Origin of the sequence: Halomonas sp. KHS3, from assembly GCF_000830495.1 — a bacterium.
Lineage (GTDB): Bacteria > Pseudomonadota > Gammaproteobacteria > Pseudomonadales > Halomonadaceae > Vreelandella > Vreelandella titanicae.
The window spans coordinates 856372-876232 of record NZ_JWHY01000002.1 but is presented as its reverse complement, the minus strand read 5'-3'; the positions used below and the strand labels follow the sequence as shown (position 1 = coordinate 876232).

General features: G+C 56.7%; 20 protein-coding genes. 5 read left to right on the top strand and 15 right to left on the bottom strand.

Going from position 1 to position 19861, the window contains the following annotated elements; translation table 11 throughout:
- Nucleotides 1-197 precede the first annotated feature (197 nt).
- Nucleotides 198-2129 carry a sigma 54-interacting transcriptional regulator gene (locus tag RO22_RS06180; RefSeq protein ID WP_052475543.1) on the bottom strand — a complete coding sequence of 644 codons (1932 nt, stop codon included), beginning with the start codon at nt 2127-2129 and terminating at the stop codon, nt 198-200.
- Nucleotides 2130-2493: 364 nt separating this feature from the next.
- Between RO22_RS06180 and RO22_RS06175 the strand changes: the two genes are divergently transcribed.
- Together RO22_RS06175 and cynS are read left to right on the top strand one after the other, a co-directional pair.
- Entirely contained in the window at nt 2494-3306 is an 813-nt protein-coding gene (locus tag RO22_RS06175) for a formate/nitrite transporter family protein (RefSeq protein WP_009287282.1), read from the top strand.
- Between the two features lie 59 nt (nt 3307-3365).
- Nucleotides 3366-3806 carry a cyanase gene (gene cynS / locus RO22_RS06170; protein ID WP_041157860.1) on the top strand — a complete coding sequence of 147 codons (441 nt, stop codon included), beginning with the start codon at nt 3366-3368 and terminating at the stop codon, nt 3804-3806.
- Nucleotides 3807-3824: 18 nt separating this feature from the next.
- Here the strand turns inward: cynS and RO22_RS06165 are convergent, their stop codons facing one another.
- From RO22_RS06165 to RO22_RS06110, 12 genes are all read right to left on the bottom strand, one after another.
- The gene (locus RO22_RS06165) at nt 3825-4667 is read right to left on the bottom strand and encodes a fructosamine kinase family protein (RefSeq protein ID WP_041157859.1); all 843 of its coding nucleotides are present in this window, start codon (nt 4665-4667) and stop codon (nt 3825-3827) included.
- A 91-nt stretch (nt 4668-4758) separates the two neighbouring features.
- Entirely contained in the window at nt 4759-5712 is a 954-nt protein-coding gene (gene tal, locus RO22_RS06160; RefSeq protein ID WP_041157858.1) for a transaldolase, read from the bottom strand.
- Nucleotides 5713-5732: 20 nt separating this feature from the next.
- Nucleotides 5733-7220, bottom strand: coding sequence for a xylulokinase (gene xylB, locus RO22_RS06155; protein WP_041157857.1), 1488 nt, complete (start codon nt 7218-7220; stop codon nt 5733-5735).
- Nucleotides 7220-8725 (bottom strand): mannitol dehydrogenase family protein, encoded by a 1506-nt coding sequence (locus RO22_RS06150; protein ID WP_041157856.1) that lies wholly within the window; start codon nt 8723-8725, stop codon nt 7220-7222. The genes xylB and RO22_RS06150 overlap by 1 nt, the downstream gene beginning before the upstream one ends.
- A gap of 107 nt (nt 8726-8832) precedes the next feature.
- The gene (locus RO22_RS06145) at nt 8833-9453 is read right to left on the bottom strand and encodes a nucleoside triphosphate hydrolase (RefSeq protein ID WP_039859344.1); all 621 of its coding nucleotides are present in this window, start codon (nt 9451-9453) and stop codon (nt 8833-8835) included.
- Between the two features lie 7 nt (nt 9454-9460).
- Nucleotides 9461-10246: an L-iditol 2-dehydrogenase gene (locus tag RO22_RS06140; protein ID WP_039859303.1), complete on the bottom strand. Its 786-nt coding sequence runs from the start codon at nt 10244-10246 to the stop codon at nt 9461-9463.
- Nucleotides 10247-10259: 13 nt separating this feature from the next.
- Nucleotides 10260-10943, bottom strand: coding sequence for an HAD family hydrolase (locus RO22_RS06135; protein ID WP_039859302.1), 684 nt, complete (start codon nt 10941-10943; stop codon nt 10260-10262).
- Complete coding sequence (locus RO22_RS06130; RefSeq protein ID WP_022520497.1) at nt 10940-12091, bottom strand: ABC transporter ATP-binding protein; 1152 nt, start codon at nt 12089-12091, stop codon at nt 10940-10942. Before RO22_RS06130 ends, RO22_RS06135 begins: the two co-directional genes overlap by 4 nt.
- 12 nt (nt 12092-12103) lie before the next feature.
- On the bottom strand, nt 12104-12970 hold the full coding sequence (locus tag RO22_RS06125) for a carbohydrate ABC transporter permease (protein WP_039859301.1): 867 nt from the start codon (nt 12968-12970) through the stop codon (nt 12104-12106).
- Between the two features lie 29 nt (nt 12971-12999).
- Nucleotides 13000-13890 (bottom strand): carbohydrate ABC transporter permease, encoded by an 891-nt coding sequence (locus RO22_RS06120; protein ID WP_009287276.1) that lies wholly within the window; start codon nt 13888-13890, stop codon nt 13000-13002.
- A 70-nt stretch (nt 13891-13960) separates the two neighbouring features.
- A complete protein-coding gene (locus RO22_RS06115; protein WP_041157855.1) occupies nt 13961-15280 on the bottom strand; it encodes an ABC transporter substrate-binding protein in 1320 nt (439 codons plus the stop codon).
- Between the two features lie 192 nt (nt 15281-15472).
- Entirely contained in the window at nt 15473-16423 is a 951-nt protein-coding gene (locus tag RO22_RS06110) for a sugar-binding transcriptional regulator (protein WP_022520500.1), read from the bottom strand.
- A gap of 141 nt (nt 16424-16564) precedes the next feature.
- Here RO22_RS06110 and RO22_RS06105 point away from each other — a divergent pair, with 141 nt between their 5' ends.
- Entirely contained in the window at nt 16565-16876 is a 312-nt protein-coding gene (locus RO22_RS06105; protein ID WP_022520501.1) for a hypothetical protein, read from the top strand.
- 20 nt (nt 16877-16896) lie between these two features.
- Here the strand turns inward: RO22_RS06105 and RO22_RS06100 are convergent, their stop codons facing one another.
- Nucleotides 16897-17454, bottom strand: a complete 558-nt coding sequence (locus tag RO22_RS06100) for an NUDIX hydrolase (RefSeq protein ID WP_041157854.1) — start codon at nt 17452-17454, stop codon at nt 16897-16899.
- Nucleotides 17455-17548: 94 nt separating this feature from the next.
- On the opposite strand from RO22_RS06100, the gene RO22_RS06095 reads away from it, so the two are divergent.
- Both RO22_RS06095 and RO22_RS06090 read left to right on the top strand, forming a co-directional pair.
- Entirely contained in the window at nt 17549-18220 is a 672-nt protein-coding gene (locus RO22_RS06095) for a CoA pyrophosphatase (protein ID WP_200890226.1), read from the top strand.
- Nucleotides 18217-18885, top strand: coding sequence for a 2OG-Fe(II) oxygenase (locus RO22_RS06090; protein ID WP_022520504.1), 669 nt, complete (start codon nt 18217-18219; stop codon nt 18883-18885). The genes RO22_RS06095 and RO22_RS06090 overlap by 4 nt, the downstream gene beginning before the upstream one ends.
- A 14-nt stretch (nt 18886-18899) precedes the next feature.
- Here the strand turns inward: RO22_RS06090 and RO22_RS06085 are convergent, their stop codons facing one another.
- The gene (locus tag RO22_RS06085) at nt 18900-19856 is read right to left on the bottom strand and encodes a L,D-transpeptidase family protein (protein WP_041157852.1); all 957 of its coding nucleotides are present in this window, start codon (nt 19854-19856) and stop codon (nt 18900-18902) included.
- Nucleotides 19857-19861: the final 5 nt, after the last annotated feature.

Below are 19861 nucleotides of genomic sequence, written 5' to 3'. Positions count from 1 at the left end.
TGGTAAACGCGCTTAGTCTCTCAACCTGCTTGTCCTGCAGAAAATTAAGCCACTCGCACGTTAAGCCATTCAGAAAGATGAGCATTATAGTTACATTCATGTATGTATGCTAGCCTTGAACAATCTATAAATATGTGTGCAGCCTGTTGTCAAGTCGCATCCAACTTACCTTAGTCCAAAGCATGGTGGTTTGGCGATTAATGCGGCGCTCTTTTACGAAATTCCCGCGCATCGATACCCCATTTAGTTAGCCGCGAGGCCAGCGTAGTGGGTTTAATACCAAGCAGTTCTGCCGCGCCCCCGGTCCCAGAAATTTTACCTCTCGCCTGTTCCAGAGCGGCAATCGTGCTCGCCCGCCGACGTTGGCTCAGCGCCTGCTCAGTCAGCAGCGTTGCTTTACTTTGCTCTCCGCCGGTGTGGCGCAACGTCGGCATTGGTTGAGCACGCCCCATCGAGCGCGACGGCTCTCCCGATAGCAGGTCATCAAACATTAAGCGTCGATCCTGGGTCACGATGACTTGGCGCTCAATGATGTTTTCCAGTTCACGAATGTTGCCTGGCCATGGGTAGCGCTGCAGAATCTCCAACTGGGCGGGGGGAATGCGCACTCCCGGCTTATTAAATTTCAGGCAGGCACGCTGTAAAAAGTGCCGCGCCAGAAGCGGCACATCCTCAATCCGCTTGCGCAGTGGTACCGAGTCAATAGGAAACACATTGAGTCGAAAGTAGAGGTCTTCACGAAAGTGGCCTGCCTCAATCATGTCGCGCAGTTCGCGATTGGTGGCGGCAATCACCCGCACATCCACTTCGCGGGTACGGTTATCGCCTACGCGCTCAAACTGCTGATCCTGCAGCACCCGCAACAGCTTACTCTGCAGCTCCAGGGGGATTTCACCAACTTCATCCAAAAATAACGTGCCGCCGTGGGCAAGCTCAAAACGCCCTGGGCGATCCTGCACCGCGCCGGTAAAGGCCCCTTTTACATGGCCAAAAAACTCACTCTCAAACAGATCACGGGGAATAGCCGCACAGTTCACGCGGATCAGCGGTCGATCACTGCGCGTACTCCCCGCATGGATGGCGCGGGCAATCAGCTCTTTACCGGTGCCCGACTCGCCGCTAATCAACACGTTGGCGCTGGTGGGCGCAACCAGCTCAATCTGCTGAATCAGCTTGGCCACTGCCGGACTATTGCCGACAATATCGCGATGGTTTAGCTCCGCTTTTATCTCTTCCTGGAGGTACTCATTTTCCAGTTCGAGGCGCTGCTTGAGTGACTCCACCTCAGCAAGGGCATCACGCAACTGCTGCTCAGCACGCTTGCGCTCACGAATATCACGAAACAGCACCACCGCGCCGACCAAACGCCCCATTTCAAAAATCGGTGTACTCGTGTACTCAACGGGAATTGCCTCACCATTTTTGTGCCAGAACACCTCGTTATCGACGTGATGTACCTGACCGTCGCTAAACGAGGCGTGAATAGGGCACTGCTGCACCGGGAAGTGACTGCCATCGGCGTGGGTGTGGTGGAACATCAGGTGAGCGTCGTGGCCCACCATATCCTCGGTACTCCAGCCCAGAATTCGCTCGGCGGCAGGATTAACGAAGGTTGTTTTGCCTTCGGCATCCAGCCCGTAAATCCCCTCGCCCGCTGCGCCAAGAATCAGTTGGTTCTGCTTTTCAATCCGCTCGAATACCTGCTCGACCCGCTGCCAACCCACCTCACCCTGGCGGTGCTGGCGGCCTAATTCCGCTTTTGCTCGCCGCTGCTCAGCTTTATTGCGGTCTATAAGCGTCAGCAACAGCTGTGAAGAGTCGTCGATACGCCGAGCATAAACCTCAACTCGATACGGCTGGCGCAGCATATCTAACATCACCAGGTCATCCGACCAGGCCGCTTTGTGTGTTAGCGCTTCATCGGTGAAGCTCACCCATAGTGGCAGCGAAGCACCCAAGCGATGGCTAAACGGTGCCTCCAAAGGCATTGCTTCATCAATATTGAGCATCGCGCAAGCGGCATGATTCGCAGAGATCAGCTGGTCGGCAAACGGGTCGACCAAAATCATCGACAGGGGCGAAAAGCCACCCATCAACGCAAAAGCGTGATGACTTTCAGGCTCATCCATTAGTGTCGGTCTCAAATGAATTGTCCCATCACCATTCAATTACCGCGCCAGTTACGACATTTCGTCACTAAAACAACGAAATATCGTAATTTACGATATTTCGTAACACCTTAAACGCTCCAAAAACATCCTCTAAAAAACAAATTAATCCATTAAAAACAAAATATTATAAATAATATGCGCGAGTTGGCACACAAATAGCAACGGATGGGTGGATAGTGCGATAGCGCCACACGCTTAATCTCTTTTGCACCAGGACGGCGCAGCCATCGGTTTTATTGCTCCTATTTATTGCTCCTATCAGGGAACACTAAAACTCTTGGGTTAGGCGTTAATTAACCGAAATGACACAGGAGACATATTTATGTCTTATCTAATGCCCAGTGAATTTGTCACCAAGTTGGTGGATCAGGGTGAGTCAAAAGTCTATATGGGCACCCGGGATACGCTTATCCGCGCCTTTATGGCGGGAGCGACCCTGGCGTTGGCGGTTATTTTTGCCATCACCATCGCGACGCAAACCGGCCACTTTTTGATTGGGGCACTGCTCTTCCCCGTGGGCTTTGTGATGCTCTACCTGATGGGCTATGACCTGCTCACCGGGGTTTTTATGTTGGTGCCAATTGCATGGCTCGACAAAAGACCCGGTGTGACACTGCCGCGCATGCTGAAGTGCTGGGCACTGGTAGGGCTCGGCAACCTTGGGGGCGCCCTATTTATCGCCACCTTCGGCTACCTGAATTTCACCATGGGCGGCACCGAGGAGATCAACGCTGTCGGCCAAACGATGATGGCCGTTGGTGAAAGCCGCACGGTGGGTTATCAGGAGGCGGGGCTTGCCGGTTGGATTGTGCTCTTTCTGAGAGGCATGTTCTGCAACTGGATGGTCTCTATGGGCGTGGTAGGTGCCGCCATCTCCACAACGGTTTCCGGCAAAATCATGGCCATGTGGATGCCGATTATTGTTTTCTTCTACCTTGGTTTTGAGCACTCAGTGGTCAACATGTTTCTGTTCCCGATTGGCCTCATGCTGGGCGCTGACTTCACGCTGTATCAATACATTATGTGGAACGAAATCCCCACGGTACTGGGTAATCTGGTAGGCGGCCTAACCCTGGTTGGCTTGGTTCTCTATACCACCCACGTGCGTACTCAGCCCAAAAAAGTGCTGTCTTGATCACAGCCTAGGCCAAAGAAAAGGGCGTTACTCGTCCCCACTGTATAGGAGAAACCCTAATGGATAAACTCGAAATGCGTCACACCCTGCTCGCCGCCAAAGCGCGTAAAAAAATGAGCTGGGAAGATATTGGCAAAGCGGTAGGCATGTCGCCGGTATGGGTGGCTTCCACCTGCTACGGCATGAACAGCGCCAGCCAAGAGGTTGCCGCTAAGCTGTGTGACACCCTGGGCGTGGAGAGCGATGCGGCAGAGGCTTTAGTGGCCTTTCCCATTAAAGCCTGGGATGAAGCGATCCCCCAGGATCCATTTATCTACCGCCTCTATGAAGTTGTCGGTGTGTACGGTGAGACCCTAAAAGACGTGGTGCAGGAGAAATTTGGCGACGGCATTATGAGCGCCATCGATTTCACCATGGAGGTCGACAAAATCGAAGATCCCAAAGGCGACCGGGTACTATTAACCTTGAATGGTAAGTTTTTGCCCTATAAATCTTGGTAAAACGTAAGTTTTGGTAAGTCAGGCGAAGGACTCAAGCCTCGCCACGCAGCGTTCAACCGCAGAACGATAGCCGGCACCGAACAGCACCAGGTGATTCAACAGTGGGTAAAGCTGAAACAGAGCTTCACGCCTCGGCCAGCTGGTCGGGGCGTCGCCGTTCCAGTAGGCGTCAAAAAATGCCTCTCCCGGCGAGCCAAATAGCGTCAGCATCGCCACGTCCACTTCCGGGTAGTGGCGATACACTGCCGGATCGATGATCGCCGGCCCTTTTGTAGTGAAGAGCACATTCCCTGACCACAAATCACCGTGCAGCAAGCTGGGCGGCGCATCGGGCAGCCAGCGTTCCAAATCGTGGGCCAAGCGTTCGATACGGCCACGCAGCTCGCTGTCCAATAGCCCACGCTGGTGGCACGCCTCACACAGTGGGAGCAAGCGGCGCTCGCGCTGGAAAGCTCGACCATCGCTGAGCGGGGCATTCGGCTGGGGTGTGCGCCCACAAGCGTTATCCTGATGCCAGCCGTGGGCATCGCCAATCACGCTGTGCAAACCGCGCAGCCCTTCACCAAGCGCTGCTTCGCTCTTCTGCCCAGCGGGCACGGTGTCCAATGACTCAATGATCAGCCAGCCTTCTGCCAAACCTAACACCTCTGGCACTACCAGCGATGAACAGGCACCACGCAACGCACGCAGCCCTTCGGCTTCGCCACGCAGCCGCGCCGTATCGTCGTGTTTAATCACCACCTGCCCCTGACGGGTCTCCAGGCGGTATACAGCAGCAATGTCACCCCCACTGAGCGACTGCAAACCGCCGACGGGGGTTAATTCGATAGATTCCAACAGTTGGCTCAGGGTGGCATCCATAAGGCTTTCTCCCTGTACCCGAATGTATAACGGCGTCGGGGTTAGGGGGCCCCTAACCCCGACGCGCTTAAGCTATGGGCTAGCTTATATTTCAGCCTAACCGCTTATCGATCAGGCTCTCTAACTCAAGCTGGTCGTCGTGGAAGCGGCGGATGCCATCGGCCAGCTTGTCGTTGGCCATGGCATCTTGATTGTGGCCCCAGCGGAAAGCGGCTTCGTTCAATGGCTCGGTAGGCTTGCCACTGCCTTCACCCGCTTGGATTTGCGCAGCAACGCTGCCTTCGGTGGCATCCAGCTCTTCCAATAATGCAGGCGAAATGGTCAGCCGTGGGCAGCCTGCCAATGCAAGTACCTGCCCGGTATTACGGAAGCTTGCGCCCATTACCACGGTGTCGTAACCACCCTGGTTGGCACGTTGGCAAACGCCTTGCACGAACTGAACGCCTGGGTCGTTTTCCGACGTGTAGTCGTTGCCGGTCTCTTTTTTGTACCAATCGGTCACGCGGCCTACGAAGGGTGAAATCAGAAACACCCCGGCATCAAAACAGGCCTGGGCCTGGGCATCGCTGAACAGCAGCGTCAGGTTGCACTGAATACCTTCGCGTTCAAGCACCTCGGCGGCGCGAATGCCTTCCCAGGTAGACGCCAGCTTGATTAGCACGCGGTCACGTGACACGCCACGGGCATCGTACAGCTCGATTAACTCGTGGGCCTTGGCAATGCTGGCCTGGGTATCAAAAGACAAACGGGCCGCCACTTCGGTGGAAACACGCCCCGGTACAACGGCGGAAATTTCACTGCCCATGGCCACCGCCAAGCGGTCAACGGCATGCTTGACCTGCTCTTCACGGCTGCCAACCGAGGCTTTTACATTGCTCAGCTCTTCGTCGATCAGCGCTTGATAACCGGGCAGACTAAACGCCTTGAGCAGCAGTGACGGGTTAGTGGTGGCATCCTGCGGCTGATAGCGGCGAATAGCCTCAAGATCACCGGTGTCGGCGACGACAAGCGAATGTTGCTTTAACTGTTGCAGCTGGCTAATCATAAAATCTCCTTGGTATGCGTTTAAGCGCCGCCATGGCGTTGTTCAAGTGCTGCGCAGTAGCGCATATAAATCGGTTGGTACGCGGCCACTCGCTCAGGATGGGGGTCAGCAAGTGACTGCGCATCCAAGTGGACTAATCTTTCACACAGCGTTTCCAGGGTTACGCCCTCTGAACGCTGGTCGCACCAGGCCGCCTGTATTGCGGCGCCAAGCGCGGCCGCATCGGTAATCTCAGGACAAATCACCTGGGTACCGGTAATGTCCGCGACCATCTGGCGCCAAACGGGGCTGTTAGCGCCGCCACCGATCAAACGAATCTGGCTGGCGCCGGCGGTTAAATCACCCAACAATTCCAGCCCATAGCGTAGCCCGAAAGTGGCCCCCTCCACCACGGCCCGACACAAATTAGCCTGGGTGGTATTCAGACTGGTCAGGCCAAGAAAGTCCGCGGAGGCGTCGGGCAGCATCGGCACTCGCTCACCGTTGAAAAACGGCAATACGGTAACGCCCTCGGCGCCTATCGGCGCGCTGGCTACTTTTTCGCCAAAGGCTGCCAGATCCAAGCCAAACAGCTCGCGCACCCGCGTAGTGGCCGAAGTAACATTCATCGTGCAGATCAGCGGCAGCCAGCCACCGGTGCTGGAGCAGAAGTTGGCGACCATGGCGCTATCGCATTCAACAGGGTTAGCCGAGTAAGCGCAAACGGTGCCGGAGGTGCCCAAACTCAGCGTGATCAGCCCCGGGGTAATATTGCCGGTGCCAATGGCGCCCAACATATTGTCACCGCCGCCGGAGGAGACGACAACCTGGTCGCCAAGCCCAAGCTCGCGGGCCACGGCCGGGCGTACAAAGCCTACCGGTTCATGGGCTTCCAGCACCCGGGGCAATACCCGCGCCGGGTCTAATTCTGGGGCCATCTCGGCAAAAACATCCAGCTGCCAGCAACGCTTACGAGTATCGAAGTAGCCAGTACCGGAGGCGTCGCCCGCCTCAGTGACCCGTTCGCCGGTGAGCCAGAAATTAAGGTAGTCGTGGGGCAGCAGCAGGCTCTCGATGCGCCGATACGCATCCGGATGATGCTCGCGCAGCCAAACGATTTTAGACGCGGTATAGCCGGTTTGTAGCACCAGCCCCAGCTTCTCCAAACAGCCCGGCTCGCCGCCCAGGCGGGTAACTAAATCGGCATTCTGGGCGCTGGTCTCAGTATCGCACCACAGCTTGGCGGGATAGACCGGCACGCCTTCGCCATCGAGCGCGACCATGCCGTGCTGTTGGCCTGAGACACCAATGCCGCGCACTTGGCTAGCCGATACAGCGGCTTTATCCAACGCGGCAAAAAACGCCGCTTTCAATGCGGCTAACCACTCCGCAGGCGCCTGCTCCCGGCGGCCATTTTCGCCCTCTTCCAAGCGGTGAGGACGGCTTGCTTCAGCGAGAATCTTGCCTCGCTCAACGTCTACCACCACTACTTTGGTACTTTGGGTACCGCAATCCACCCCGATATACATCACACTGTTCCTTTGGACGACGCCAGACCCTCTAGCGTAGCGCGTGCGCCACGTTCGTGCAGTGAACTAAGGGCCGCTAAATAGGCTTCAACAAAGCGAGTGCTGTCGATTAAGTCACCAAACAGCTCGCGGTTTTCGATAAAGGCCGTTGGCCGTTGGCGGTTCTCGGCAGCAATCGCCATTAACGGCGCTTTCAAGCGATCGACGATATCAATGGACTGGCCCTGCTCGTCGACCCCTTCAGCGTAGCGCGCCCAGCTGGCCACCACGGCGGCGCTGCGCTCTATTTCTCCACCCTGGGCCAACTGTTGGCGAATCACCGGCACTAACCATTTAGGAATGCGGTCAGAGCTCTCGGCGCAAAGCCGTGCCAGGGTATCTTTGATTTGCGGGTTGGCGAAGCGCTCAATCAACGTTAATCGGTAGGTTTCCAAATCAACCCCCGGTACCGGCTCCAAGGTCGGCGTGCCCTCTTCGCGCATATAGCCCAGTAAAAAATCAACGAATAGCGGATCTTGGCACACCTCATGGGCGTAGCGGTATCCGGCTAAATAGCCAAAATAGGTCAATGCCTGGTGACTGGCGTTGAGCAGGCGCAGCTTCATCAGTTCGTAGGGTTCGACATCCTCCACGACTTGGACACCCACTTTATCAAACGCCGGACGCCCAAGGGGGAAGTGATCTTCCAACACCCACTGGGTGAAGGGTTCGCAGACTACCGGCCAGGCGTCCTCTACGCCAAAGCGCTGACTCAGTTCATCAATATCCGTGGGCGACGTCACCGGAGTAATGCGATCCACCATGGCGTTGGGAAACGCCACCTCACGGGCAAGCCAAGCGCCTAACTCGGCGTCCCGCGCCAGGGCATAGGCGCCAAACATGCGCTTGGCCACGTCGCCGTTGCCTTGAATATTATCGCAAGACATCACGGTAAATGGCGGGATACCCCGCGCACGGCGGCGGGCGAGCGCTTCCACCACCAGCCCGAAGCTGGTGGTGGGCTGGGTGGGGTTAGCAAGATCGGCGCGTACCTGGGGGTTATCGAGGTCGAATTCGCCGCTCACCGGGTGAAAATTGTAACCGCCTTCGGTCACCGTCAATGACACAATGCGAATCGCCGGATCAGCCATCTGCTCGATAACTGTCTCAGTGCCTTCCGGTGTAAACAGGTAATTCACCATACTACCAATGACCCGTGGCTCATACTGGCCATCGGGGTGTTTGACCACCAGGGTATAGAGATAGTCCTGCGCTGCCAGTGCCTGCTGCATGCGTTTGTCGCCGGGCATCACGCCCACACCAACAATGCCCCAATCCAGCGCTTCGCCCTGGTTCATCAATGCATCCAGATACATCGCTTGGTGGGCGCGGTGAAAGCCGCCTACCCCAATATGTACGATGCCGGGGGTGAGCGTCTTGCGGTCATATTGAGGTTTGGCAACGTAATTAGATTTGGCAACATCGTCGGTTAGCTTGCCCAGGTTGTGATTGTTAAGTCGGGTCATGGGACTCTCCAGCCAAGGCCTTCTTGGCGCGATGGGGTGAATAAAGGCAGGTAACAAGTGACGCTATCAATGGGTTAACACAAAGGGGCTAACACAAAGTACTAGTACTAGCGCCAGCGCTGGTCAGGCGTTAAACAGCAACTCTTCACTAATTGAGCATTAAGCATATCTTTGTGGTGGGTCCGCTCCAGCGCACCGGTGCGATCCTGGCCCATCTCAAGCCAGCGATTGATCAGTCGATCGACCAACACGACGTCATCAACGTCTAGATATAGCGTCCAATCGAACAGCGGTCGCAGCTCACGCCAGGGGGAGCGGTCAAGCAGCAAGTAGTTGCCCTCGACAATGACGATGCGCTGCTCAAGGGTGATTAGTCGTCCACCGGCACGGGCTAGATCCAACGGGCGGTCAAAAACCGGTACAGCTACCGGATGACCCCCTTGGCGGATGCGTTCGAGGTCACAGCGCAGCCCCTCTACATCGAAGGTATGGGGCGCGCCTTTTACCGGCACCTGCTGCTCGCCCAGCACAGCGTTATCGAAGTGGTAGCCATCCATGGGCACTAGCCCAGCTTGGCCCGGCAGGTGCTGATTAATGGCATCGCAGAGCTGAGCACTGCGATAGGATTTCCCCGCCCCCGGCGGCCCTGCCAGCGCGACCAGGTAGCGTGAGGCGCCTTCGGCGGCGCGAATAATCTGATGGGCTAAAGTATCAAGATCAGGGGTCATGGCCACCTCAGCTCATCCAGTTGCCGCCATCGACATTGAGTGTCTGGGCAACAACGTAATCACTGTCTTGGCTGGCCAAAAACAGCGCCGCACCGGTGTGGTCTTCGGGAAGCCCCATACGCCCAAACGGCACCGCCTCGCCCACCAAGCGCTTCTTCTCACCGAGCGGGCGGTTTTCAAAACGGGCAAACAGCGCGTCGACCTCTTCCCACATCGGCGTATCCACCACGCCCGGGGCGATGCCGTTGACGTTGATGCGGTGTTTGATGAGATCCAAACCACTGGATTGGGTAAGGCTGATGACAGCCGCTTTGCTGGCGCAGTAAACGCTTACCAGGGCTTCACCGCGGCGACCTGCCTGGGAGGCCATATTGATAATTTTGCCCCCCTGACCACGGGCCACCATCGAACGGGCAACCGCCTGCAGGGTAAAAAACATGCCTTTGGTATTGACCGCAAACTGCTTATCAAAGCTTTCCTCGGTCACCTCAAGCACCGGCGCCATATCAAAGATGGCAGCGTTGTTGACCAAAATATCGATACCACTGAAGCGCTCTATTACCGTTTTGACCATGGCGTCAATCGATGTCTGATCGCAGACGTTCAGCTCAACCCCCATCACTTTTTCGGCAGGCGCCTGTTGCTGCAGCGTCGCTAAAGCATCATCAATAGCGCCCCGATCGATATCCGCCACAACCACGCTGGCGCCTTCGCTTAAATAACGCTGGGCAATGGCTAGGCCGATGCCCCGCGCGCCACCGGTAATCACCGCGATTTTATTGGTTAGTTTCATCGTTATGCTCTCGTTAAGGCGAACAGCTGGAAGCCTTGGCTTGCCACTCGTCCACCAAGGCTTCCAGGCCGTGCATATGCTCTAAAATACGCCAGGCACCGACTTGAGTAAGGCGCGCCGCTTGATCAACATCCACATGGCTGGCGCCGACAAACCCAATCACGCACATACCTGCAGCACGGGCGGCCGTCACCCCGGCCACGCTATCTTCTACCACTAGACAGTCACGCGGCACTTGGCCTAAATGGGATGCCGCCAATCGGTAGAGTGCGGGGTCGGGCTTGGGATGCGCTACCTGATCAGCGGTAAAAATGGGCACCTCGCCAAACGCATCGGCCAACCCTGTGCTTGCCAGTGATGCCAATACGCGACTGCGTCGACTGTTGGAAACCACCGCCTTTTCCAAGGTAATGCCACGAATCGCCTTGTCGGCGCCGTCTATAGCTTTAAGCTCCTGCGCCAAGCGGGCCTCGATAGCGGTATCTACCTGTTCGGTGGCATCAGACGGCAGCGTGTGGGCGCTTAACGCTTCGAGATGAGCGAGAATAGCCGCCGTGGTCATCCCCAGCGCTTGGCCTAGTTCCTGGTCGATATTCAGATCGGGCAGCCAGCGGGAGAGATACTCCACCAGCGTACCTTCAGCCAGCGCCTCGCTGTCGACCAGCACGCCATCACAGTCAAAGATGAGTGTCCTCATGCAGGCTCCTCAGAAGGCGAACCGGGCGCGCGGTTATCGTGTCGGGTTAGCCCTGCCAAGGGGTGCTGTTGCAAGCTGGGCAAGGCCAGGCCGCCAGCGTCAAACAGGTGGGCGCGCTCGGGGGCAAAGCCGAAATGCACCGTATCGTTGACCCGATAGGCCACGTCGCCATCGGCCATAATCGTGATCAGTTCGTCGTCCATCTGGACATAGAGCGAGGTTTGGCCACCTAGCCGCTCCAGCACTTTGATCTCGCCGCTCAGGGGCCCCTGCTCTTCAAGCACTAAGTGTTCCGGGCGAACACCCAGCTCAAGGGGGGCGTTGGCCTCAAGGTGCTGACCGTCCACCGGCACGCTGCGTTCACCGCCGCCGGGCATACGAATCCCTACGCCTTCAGGCGAAACGCTGGTCAGCGTTACCGGCAGAAAGTTCATTTTCGGCGAGCCGATAAAACCTGCTACAAAGCGATTGCGCGGATGATGGTAGAGCGCCATGGGCGAGCCCACCTGCTCGACCACACCGTCGTGGAGCACGACGATTTTATCCGCCATGGTCATGGCTTCGATCTGGTCGTGGGTGACGTAGATCATGGTGGCGTCCAGCTCATCGTGCAGACGCGCCAGCTCGATACGCATCTGCACCCGCAGCGCGGCATCCAGGTTGGAGAGCGGCTCGTCGAACAGAAAGATGCTGGGGTTACGCACAATCGCCCGACCAATCGCCACCCGCTGGCGCTGACCGCCGGAGAGCGCTTTGGGCTTGCGGTCTAACAGCGGCTCCAGCTGCAGAATTTTGGCCGCCTCCAGCACCTTGGCGCGTCGCTCTTCCTTGGGCACCCCGGCCAGGCGCATGCTGAAGCCCATGTTGCCCTCGACCGTCATATGCGGGTAAAGCGCGTAGCTCTGAAACACCATGGCGAGGCCACGGTCGGCGGGGCCAACGTCATTGATGCGCTGTCCGTCGATCAAAATATCACCGTCGGTCGCACTTTCCAGCCCGGCGATCATACGCATCAGGGTCGATTTACCGCAGCCGGAGGGACCAACGAAGACCACAAACTCTCGGTCATTGACCTCAAGATCGATGCCCTTGATCACCTCGGTGTCGCCGAAACGCTTGGTAATATTGTTCAGTTGTAGTGTTGCCATGAGGAATATCCTTTACTTGACGGCACCAAAGGTCAGGCCACGTACCATTTGTTTTTGGGTCATCCAACCAAGTATCAAAATCGGCGCAATCGCCATGGTGGAAGCGGCGGACAATTTGGCCCAGAACAGCCCCTCAGGGCTTGAGAATGAGGCGATATAGGCGGTTAACGGCGCAGCACTTGAGGTCGTTAGGTTGAGACTCCAGAACGCCTCGTTCCAACTCAAAATGACCGATAGCAGGCCCGTTGAGGCGATACCCGGCAGCGTGAGTGGCAGCAGCAGAAAGAACACTTCCTGGAAGGTGGAGGCGCCGTCCATACGCCCTGCTTCAAGAATGTCTTTGGGCATATCCTTGAAGAAGGTGTAGAGCATCCACACCACAATCGGCAGGTTCATCAGGGTATAGATGATGATTAACCCGGTGCGGGTGTCGAGCAGCCCAACGTCACGGAAAATGAGATAAATCGGCACCAGCACACCCACCGAGGGCAGCATTTTGGTAGAGAGCATCCACAGCAGCGTGCCTTTGGTGCGTTTAGTGGGCAAAAAGGCCATGGCGTAAGCTGAAGGAATCGCAATCAGCAGCGCGAAGAACGTTGAGCCAAATGCCACCGCAACGCTGTTGAGCGCAAAGCGTGCATAGCCGGAACGCGCGTGCACATCCTGGTAGCTCTCTAAGGTGGGCGAAAAAATCAGCGAGGGGTCGGCAATCGCCGCTGTTTCCGTTTTAAAGCCAGTCAGGATCATCCAGAAAATCGGAAAGAAGATCACCAGCGCCACCGACCACCCCAAAAGTGTCAGCAAGATGCGCTTGCTTTGCGTCGACCGCCACCCTGACACCGAGCGTGGCGCTGCGGTTTTGGAACTTAATGTTGTCATCGAAGTACTCCCAAGACACAAGTGCCGGTCTAATCTTCCAGGTTCTTGGCTACCATACGAACCAGGAAGATCGCCACGATATTGGCGAGAATGATCGCAATCACCCCACCGGCGGAGGCAGTGCCTACGTCAAAATCCAGCAACGCACGAATGTAAATCAGGTAAGCCAGATTGGTCGTCGCCAAGCCAGGCCCACCGGAGGTGGTGACGAAAATTTCGGCAAAGATGGTCAGCAGGAAGATCATCTCAATCATGATCACCACGCTGATGGCACGCTTTAGATGCGGCAGAGTGATAAAGAAGAAAATCGCCACCGGCCCCGCGCCGTCCATCCGCGCCGCTTCCACCTGATCCTCATCCAGCGACTGCATAGCAGTGAGCAGAATCAGCAGTGCAAACGGCAGCCACTGCCATGCAACGATGATCACAATTGACGTTAGCGGCAGCGAGGAGAACCAATCGACAGCGGGCAGGCCAATGGACTCAGACAGCCACGCCAGCACCCCGTTAGAGGGATGCATCATCATGTTTTTCCACACCAGGGCACTCACGGTGGGCATTACAAAAAACGGTGAGATCGCCAGCACACGAGCGATCCCGCGCCCCGCAAACTCCTGCTGAAACAGCACCGCCAGCAGGGTACCGCCCACCACGGTAATCGCCAGTACCCATCCCACCAGCAGCAGCGTGTTGCCCATAGCGGCCCAAAGGGCAGGGTCGGTGAGAAGGTATTCATAGTTTTCCAACCCGGCAAAGCCAGTCATACCGGGCATTAGCAGGTTATAACGCTGGAAGGAGAACCATAGCGTCATACCCAGTGGCACAATCATCCAAAGCAATAGCAACGTTACAGCAGGCGCTTGAAGCGAAAGCGTCCGTAGCCCGCCGACCGTCCGGCCAGAAGCACGTGTTTTATTCATGGAAATACCTGCAGAAACAGTGTGGGGGCAATGCCTGCCGGGTTAGCCAAGGCAGGCACTGCGGGTCACATCAGTCTAGATAACCGGCACGCTGCATGGTGCGTTCGGTGGCACGCTGAGCACTGTCTAGCGCCTGCTCCACCGTGGTGTCACCGGTCAACGCCGCGGCAATGGTTTGGCCTACCTGAGTGCCGATCGACTGGAACTCTGGAATGCCCACAAACTGCACGCCCACATAGGGATTGGGTTCCAGGGTGGAGTCGGTAGGATCGGCGTCTTGAATAGCCTTCAGCACGAAGTCTGCAAAGGGGGCTGCTTCGGTGTACTGCTCATTGGCGTAGGTCGACTCACGAGTACCGGGGGGGACACTGGTCCAGCCTTCGGTTTCACCGACCAGCTCAATGTACTCTTGCGAGGTCGCCCAGGTAATAAACTCAAGCGCCGCTTCCTGATTCTCTGAAGAGGCTGGGATAGCTAGCGCCCAGGACCACAACCAGTGTGAGCCTTTGGGTGTTTCTGCCACGGGTGCAGGGGCAAAGCCTAAGCTGTCCGCCACATCGGACTCATTGCCGTCATACAGCTTGCCCGCGGCCGAGGTGGCATCTACCCACATCGCGCAATTACCGCGGGAGAACAGCGCCAGGTTTTCGTTAAAGCCGTTGGAGCTAGCGCCTGGCGGGCCGTAGTCGTTGAGCAGATCGACATAGAACTGGATAGCGTTGACCCAGGCTTCAGAGTTGAGTTCAGGGTTCCACTCTTCGTCAAACCAGCGACCGCCGTAGGTATTCACCAGGGTGGAAACAAAGGCCATGTTTTCGCCCCAACCTGGTTTACCACGCAGGCAGATCCCTGCTACCCCCTCTTCACTGCCGTGCAGCTCGCCCGCCCACTCACGCACCTCTTCCCAAGTGGGCTGATCGCTCATTTCAATACCCGCTTTCTCAAACAGATCCTGACGGTAGTACATCATTGAGCTTTCGGCGTAGAAAGGCAGCGCATGCAACGTGCCATCCAAGCTCAAACCATCGCGCACTGAGGTCAGTAGATCGTCTTCGTTATAGTCGTCGGGCAGGTTATCCAGGGGGGACAACCAACCACGCTCTGCCCAGATAGGCACTTCGTAAGTGCCGATGGTCATCACGTCGAACTGGCCGCCATCGGTGGCAATATCGGTGGTCATCCGCTGACGCAGCACGTTCTCCTCGAGCACCACCCAGTCCAGGGTGATATCGGGGTGAGCTTCTTCGAAAGCCTCGGTGAGGCTCTGCATGATCACCATATCGTTATTATTGACCGTAGCCACGGTAATTTCGGTTTGCGCCTGGGCATGGCCCGATATGACAATGGCGGCCGCTAGCGTGGTAACGGGCAAGTGACGTGCGAGTCGCATAAAGCACTCCTATGGGCTGGTATTGGCATTGTTGTCGCCTTGATCTTATTGATCATCTATCGAACAAATGATCGTACGTAAGCCCAAAAAAAGCAAAGCCGATTAGCTTAGACTTTACGCTAATTCATTACCCTTAACGCATGTTGCAGTGCACCCACTTAGGTTTTAAAGACCTAGAGCGGTTTGAAAGCCCTAGAGTGCTTCAACGATCTGCCGAGCAGCCACTTCGTCAGTCACCAAGCCCTTCAGCCAGCCGCCGCGCAACGCGGCGTGAATCGCCGGGGCTTTTTCGCGGCCACCGGCAATCGCCACCATATGATGCTTACCAAAACGTTCCAGGGGAAGGCTGGTAACTCGCCGCGTAATCGAACAGTCGATCACCTCGCCGTCACGGTTCAGCGGCCAGCCTAGCAACTCCCCTACCGCTTTCAGTCCCAGCAGTTCATCCAGCTCGCTTTCGCTAATAAAATGGTCTTGAAACAGCGTGGCCTGGCGGTCGATGCGCCCAACGCCGATAAAGGCAGCTTCTGACTGCCGCGCCACATCGGCAATCGCCGTAAAGAGACGCTGGGCCAGCATTGCCTCTTTTTCAGCCAGCGACTCTGCCACCACCGGCGCGGGCAGTAAAAAGCGCTCACCACCGGTTTTATCCGCCATCACCATTACTGCATCGTAGCGGTTGGCCGAACCATCTCGGGCGACATTACCCACCAGCGACACAAAGCGATGCTGGGGCCGCTCAACACGACTAAGTGCTTCCACCGCTGCCCGCACCGAACGCCCGGTGCCTAGCGACAGAGTCAACGGTTCGCTGCGTTCAACCAGCTGCGCAATGCGCTCGGCAGCGGCGACTGCCAGGTAGGAGGCGGCGCCGTCGGCTGCGTGGCTATCGGCAGGTACCACTTCACAGAAGGTCAAGCCAAAGTGATCACGCAGCGTGCTGCCCAGCGCCATACAGTTAGAGATAGGATGATCAATATGTACTTTGACTAACCCCTCCTGGCGAGCCAACGCCAATAAACGCTGCACACCGGGTCTTGAGACACCCAGTTGGCTGGCGATCTCATCCTGAGTCATTCCACCTACATAGGACATCCACGCGGCTCTGGCCGCCTGATCCAGCTTTACCTCAAATTTATCCATAGGATGGCTCATCTAACAGTCGTGGGTAAACGTCATAAAAGCATCATCATACAAAGCCAAGCCCGCGACCAGTAGTCGCCTATCCGCTAACATAGCCAGAGTTCAACGTTTCACACTGGATTGATCGTTTGGAGGTACAGTATGTATAAGCTCGCATTTTTTGTCCCCGTAGAAGATGCCGAAAGCGTTAAGCAGGCGGTATTCGAAGCCGGAGCCGGGCGTATAGGAGCGTACGAACACGCCTGTTTTCAAACCCGAGGCACGGGGCAGTTTCGCCCAACGGAAGGCGCCCACCCGCACATCGGCTCGGTGGGCAGCTTGGAAAAGGTCGAAGAGTTCAAAGTCGAACTGCTCTGCGATGAAGCGCACATTCACGGCGCCATCGCGGCCTTGAAGCTTGCCCACCCCTACGAAGAAGTCGCTTATGATGTGTGGCAACTCGCCGACCTATAACCAGACTTTTAAATAAAGTATTACGCACTACCAAAGTAACGCTCACGATCTTCTGGCGTTACCATGCTGATATGCAGCGGAAATTCATTGCGGGGGCGGTCGGCGTAAAAATGCTTGAGGGTGCGTTCAATCGTCATGAAGGCCAGCTCATCCCAAGGGATTTCATGCTCTTCGAACAGCGCGACTTCAAGGCTTTCCGACCCGGCGCTGAAGCCGCCGACTAGCTCGGCACGAAAAATCATATACACCTGATTGATATGCGGCAGGTCAATCAGGGTGTAGAGGTTGGCCAGTTCGACCTCGGCACAGGCCTCTTCACGGGTCTCTCTGGAAGCTGCCTGCTGGGTTGATTCGGCATTTTCCATATAGCCGGCGGGCAGTGTCCAGTAGCCTTTGCGCGGTGAAATCGCCCGCTTACAGAGCAGTACTTTACTACCGCTGACGGGCAGCGTGCCGGCCACGATGCGTGGGTTCTGGTAGTGAATCGTGCCGCAGGCATCGCACAAGTAGCGAGGCCGGTCATCGCCTTCCGGGACGGCAAAACGTACTTTATCACCACACTGGCTGCAAAAGTTCATCGCGTATTCTCAACGGCTAGTGAATAGAAGCCTCGACGCGCTTGACGTCAATGACCGCTGCTGGGTAAAAGAGAACAAAGTAACGGGATACCCCATGTTAGAGAAACTGCGTAAACAGCTGCAACAGCTGACTCCTCAACGCTTGGATCACATCGTGATGCCCGAGGCCGCCGTGCTGTTGCCGATTGTCGAGCGCCCAGCGCCTACCTTGCTGTTTACCCGGCGGGCCAGCCATTTGAGCACCCATAGCGGCCAAGTGGCGTTCCCAGGCGGCAAGCGCGAGCCCTTTGATAGCGACCTTTACGCCACGGCACTGCGCGAGGCAGAAGAGGAGATTGCCCTCGACCCCGCTCTGGTGCAACCCCTGGGGCGGCTGTCGGACGTTATTTCGCTGCACGGTATTCGCGTTACCCCCTGGGTGGGCATTATTCCGCCGGATTTACCGCTGATTGCCGACCCCGGCGAGCTAGACGCTATTTTTGAAGTGCCGCTAAGTCACTTTCTAGAAGATCACCGCACCCATACCGACGTGATTACCGTGGATGGCGTTGCCCACTACGTGCCCAGCTATCATTTGGACGGCCATGTGATCTGGGGATTATCTGCCATGATGCTGGTCGAGTTACTGGCCGAGGGCTTCGGTATGCCAATTGATTTATATCAGCGCCCCCAGGGGCCGCTGCGCCACCACCCTGAGCGCAAAAACCGCCTATCGACACCCTCGACAACCGTTTCCAGTTCGGCGCCATCGAGATCCAACCAATGACACCCAGTGTTGCTACATCTTCACCTGCGCTTCAGCCCACGACGCAGGTCGCTCTTGTGGATGCGCTGGTTGAACAGGGCTGGTATGTGGGCCGCGGGGTTATTGACCTGGAGCTATGCGGCGCGCTGAATAATGAGCTTCTACACCGGGCGGCCTATAACGGACTGGATGAAGCGGGCATTGGCCGCGGTCAACAGCACCTGCTGCGTAAAGATATCCGCGGTGACGCTATTCACTGGCTTGATCGAGAAAGCGCTGCCCAGCGGCGTTACTTAGACGCCATGAGCGAGCTACAGCAGGCGCTTAACCACGCGCTGTTTTTGGGCTTATTTGAGTACGAAGCCCACTTTGCCCACTATCCGCCGGGGGCTTTTTATCAGCGCCACCTGGATAGCTTTCGTGGTCGCGCTAACCGCGTGATATCCACGGTCGGCTATTTGACGCCGGACTGGCCCAGCGACGGTGGCGGTGAGATGGTGATCTACCATCCGGACGACCCCAGCCAAGAGGTCGCCCGGGTGGTACCCGAAGCGGGTACCTTCGCCTGCTTCTTGTCTGAGACCATTCCCCACGAAGTACTGCCTACTCGCTGCCCGCGTACCAGCATCGCGGGCTGGTTTCGGCGCAATGCATCGCTGGGTGGGGTGTTGGATCCAGCACGCTAGCGCTGCACGATCGTTTAGCTAATCGGCACAATCTGGCCATTCGCTCGCTCTAATATTTCACTTACCTGCTCGTAGTTGGCGCTGGAGGCACCAATACCGTCATGCTTTTCAATTAAGCCAACAACGTTTAACAGCGTTTCCATACCAAATACTTGCTCATCCGTCGCAGTGAAGGCTTGTATGTAACGCTTCCCCCCTTCACCCCAGCCGACTTTGATTGGTGAATCGATAATATTGACCTGGGTGCCTACCGGTACCCGCCAGAAGACCGACTCAATATCTTCCGGGTGCATTCGTATACAGCCACGGCTGGCACGCATACCAATGCCATCTGGCTGGTTAGTGCCATGGATCAGGTAACCGGGAATATCCAGCAAAATAGCGTATTCACCCAAGGGATTATCGGCGCCAGGGGGAACCACCGCAGGGGCTGGTTCGCCCCGCTCGGCGGCTTCACGACGAATCGACTCAGGTGGATACCAGGCCGGGTTTTCAAGCCGCATGGTGGTTTCGGTAATTCCCAGCGGGGTGTTATAAGCATCCCGCCCGATACCAATAGGGTATGTTTCGACCCGCGGCGTCTCGCCCTCTGCTACCTCGGGGTAGTAGTAAAGGCGTAGCTCTGCCACGTTAATCACAATGCCGCTACGCGTCTCATCGGGAAGAATATACTGCCCGGGGATCGTCACCTCGGTGCCTTCTCCCGGTACCCATAGGCTGGTATCCGGGTTGGCCATACGAATTTCTTCGTAGCCCACGTTGTGTGCCCGGGCAATATCCAGCAGCGTATCCTCTTCGGTCGCCGTGACGGTATACACCTGGCCCACCATATTGCCCTCTTCAGGCAGCAGAAAATGCCCTTTAGGCAGCTCGCTGCTATCGGCCACAGCACTTGAGGCTAATAGCCAAGCGCCTAGCGCAACGCTACTGACGCAGAGCTGCTTAATAATCTGCAAAGGGTGGGAAGTCATGGTCA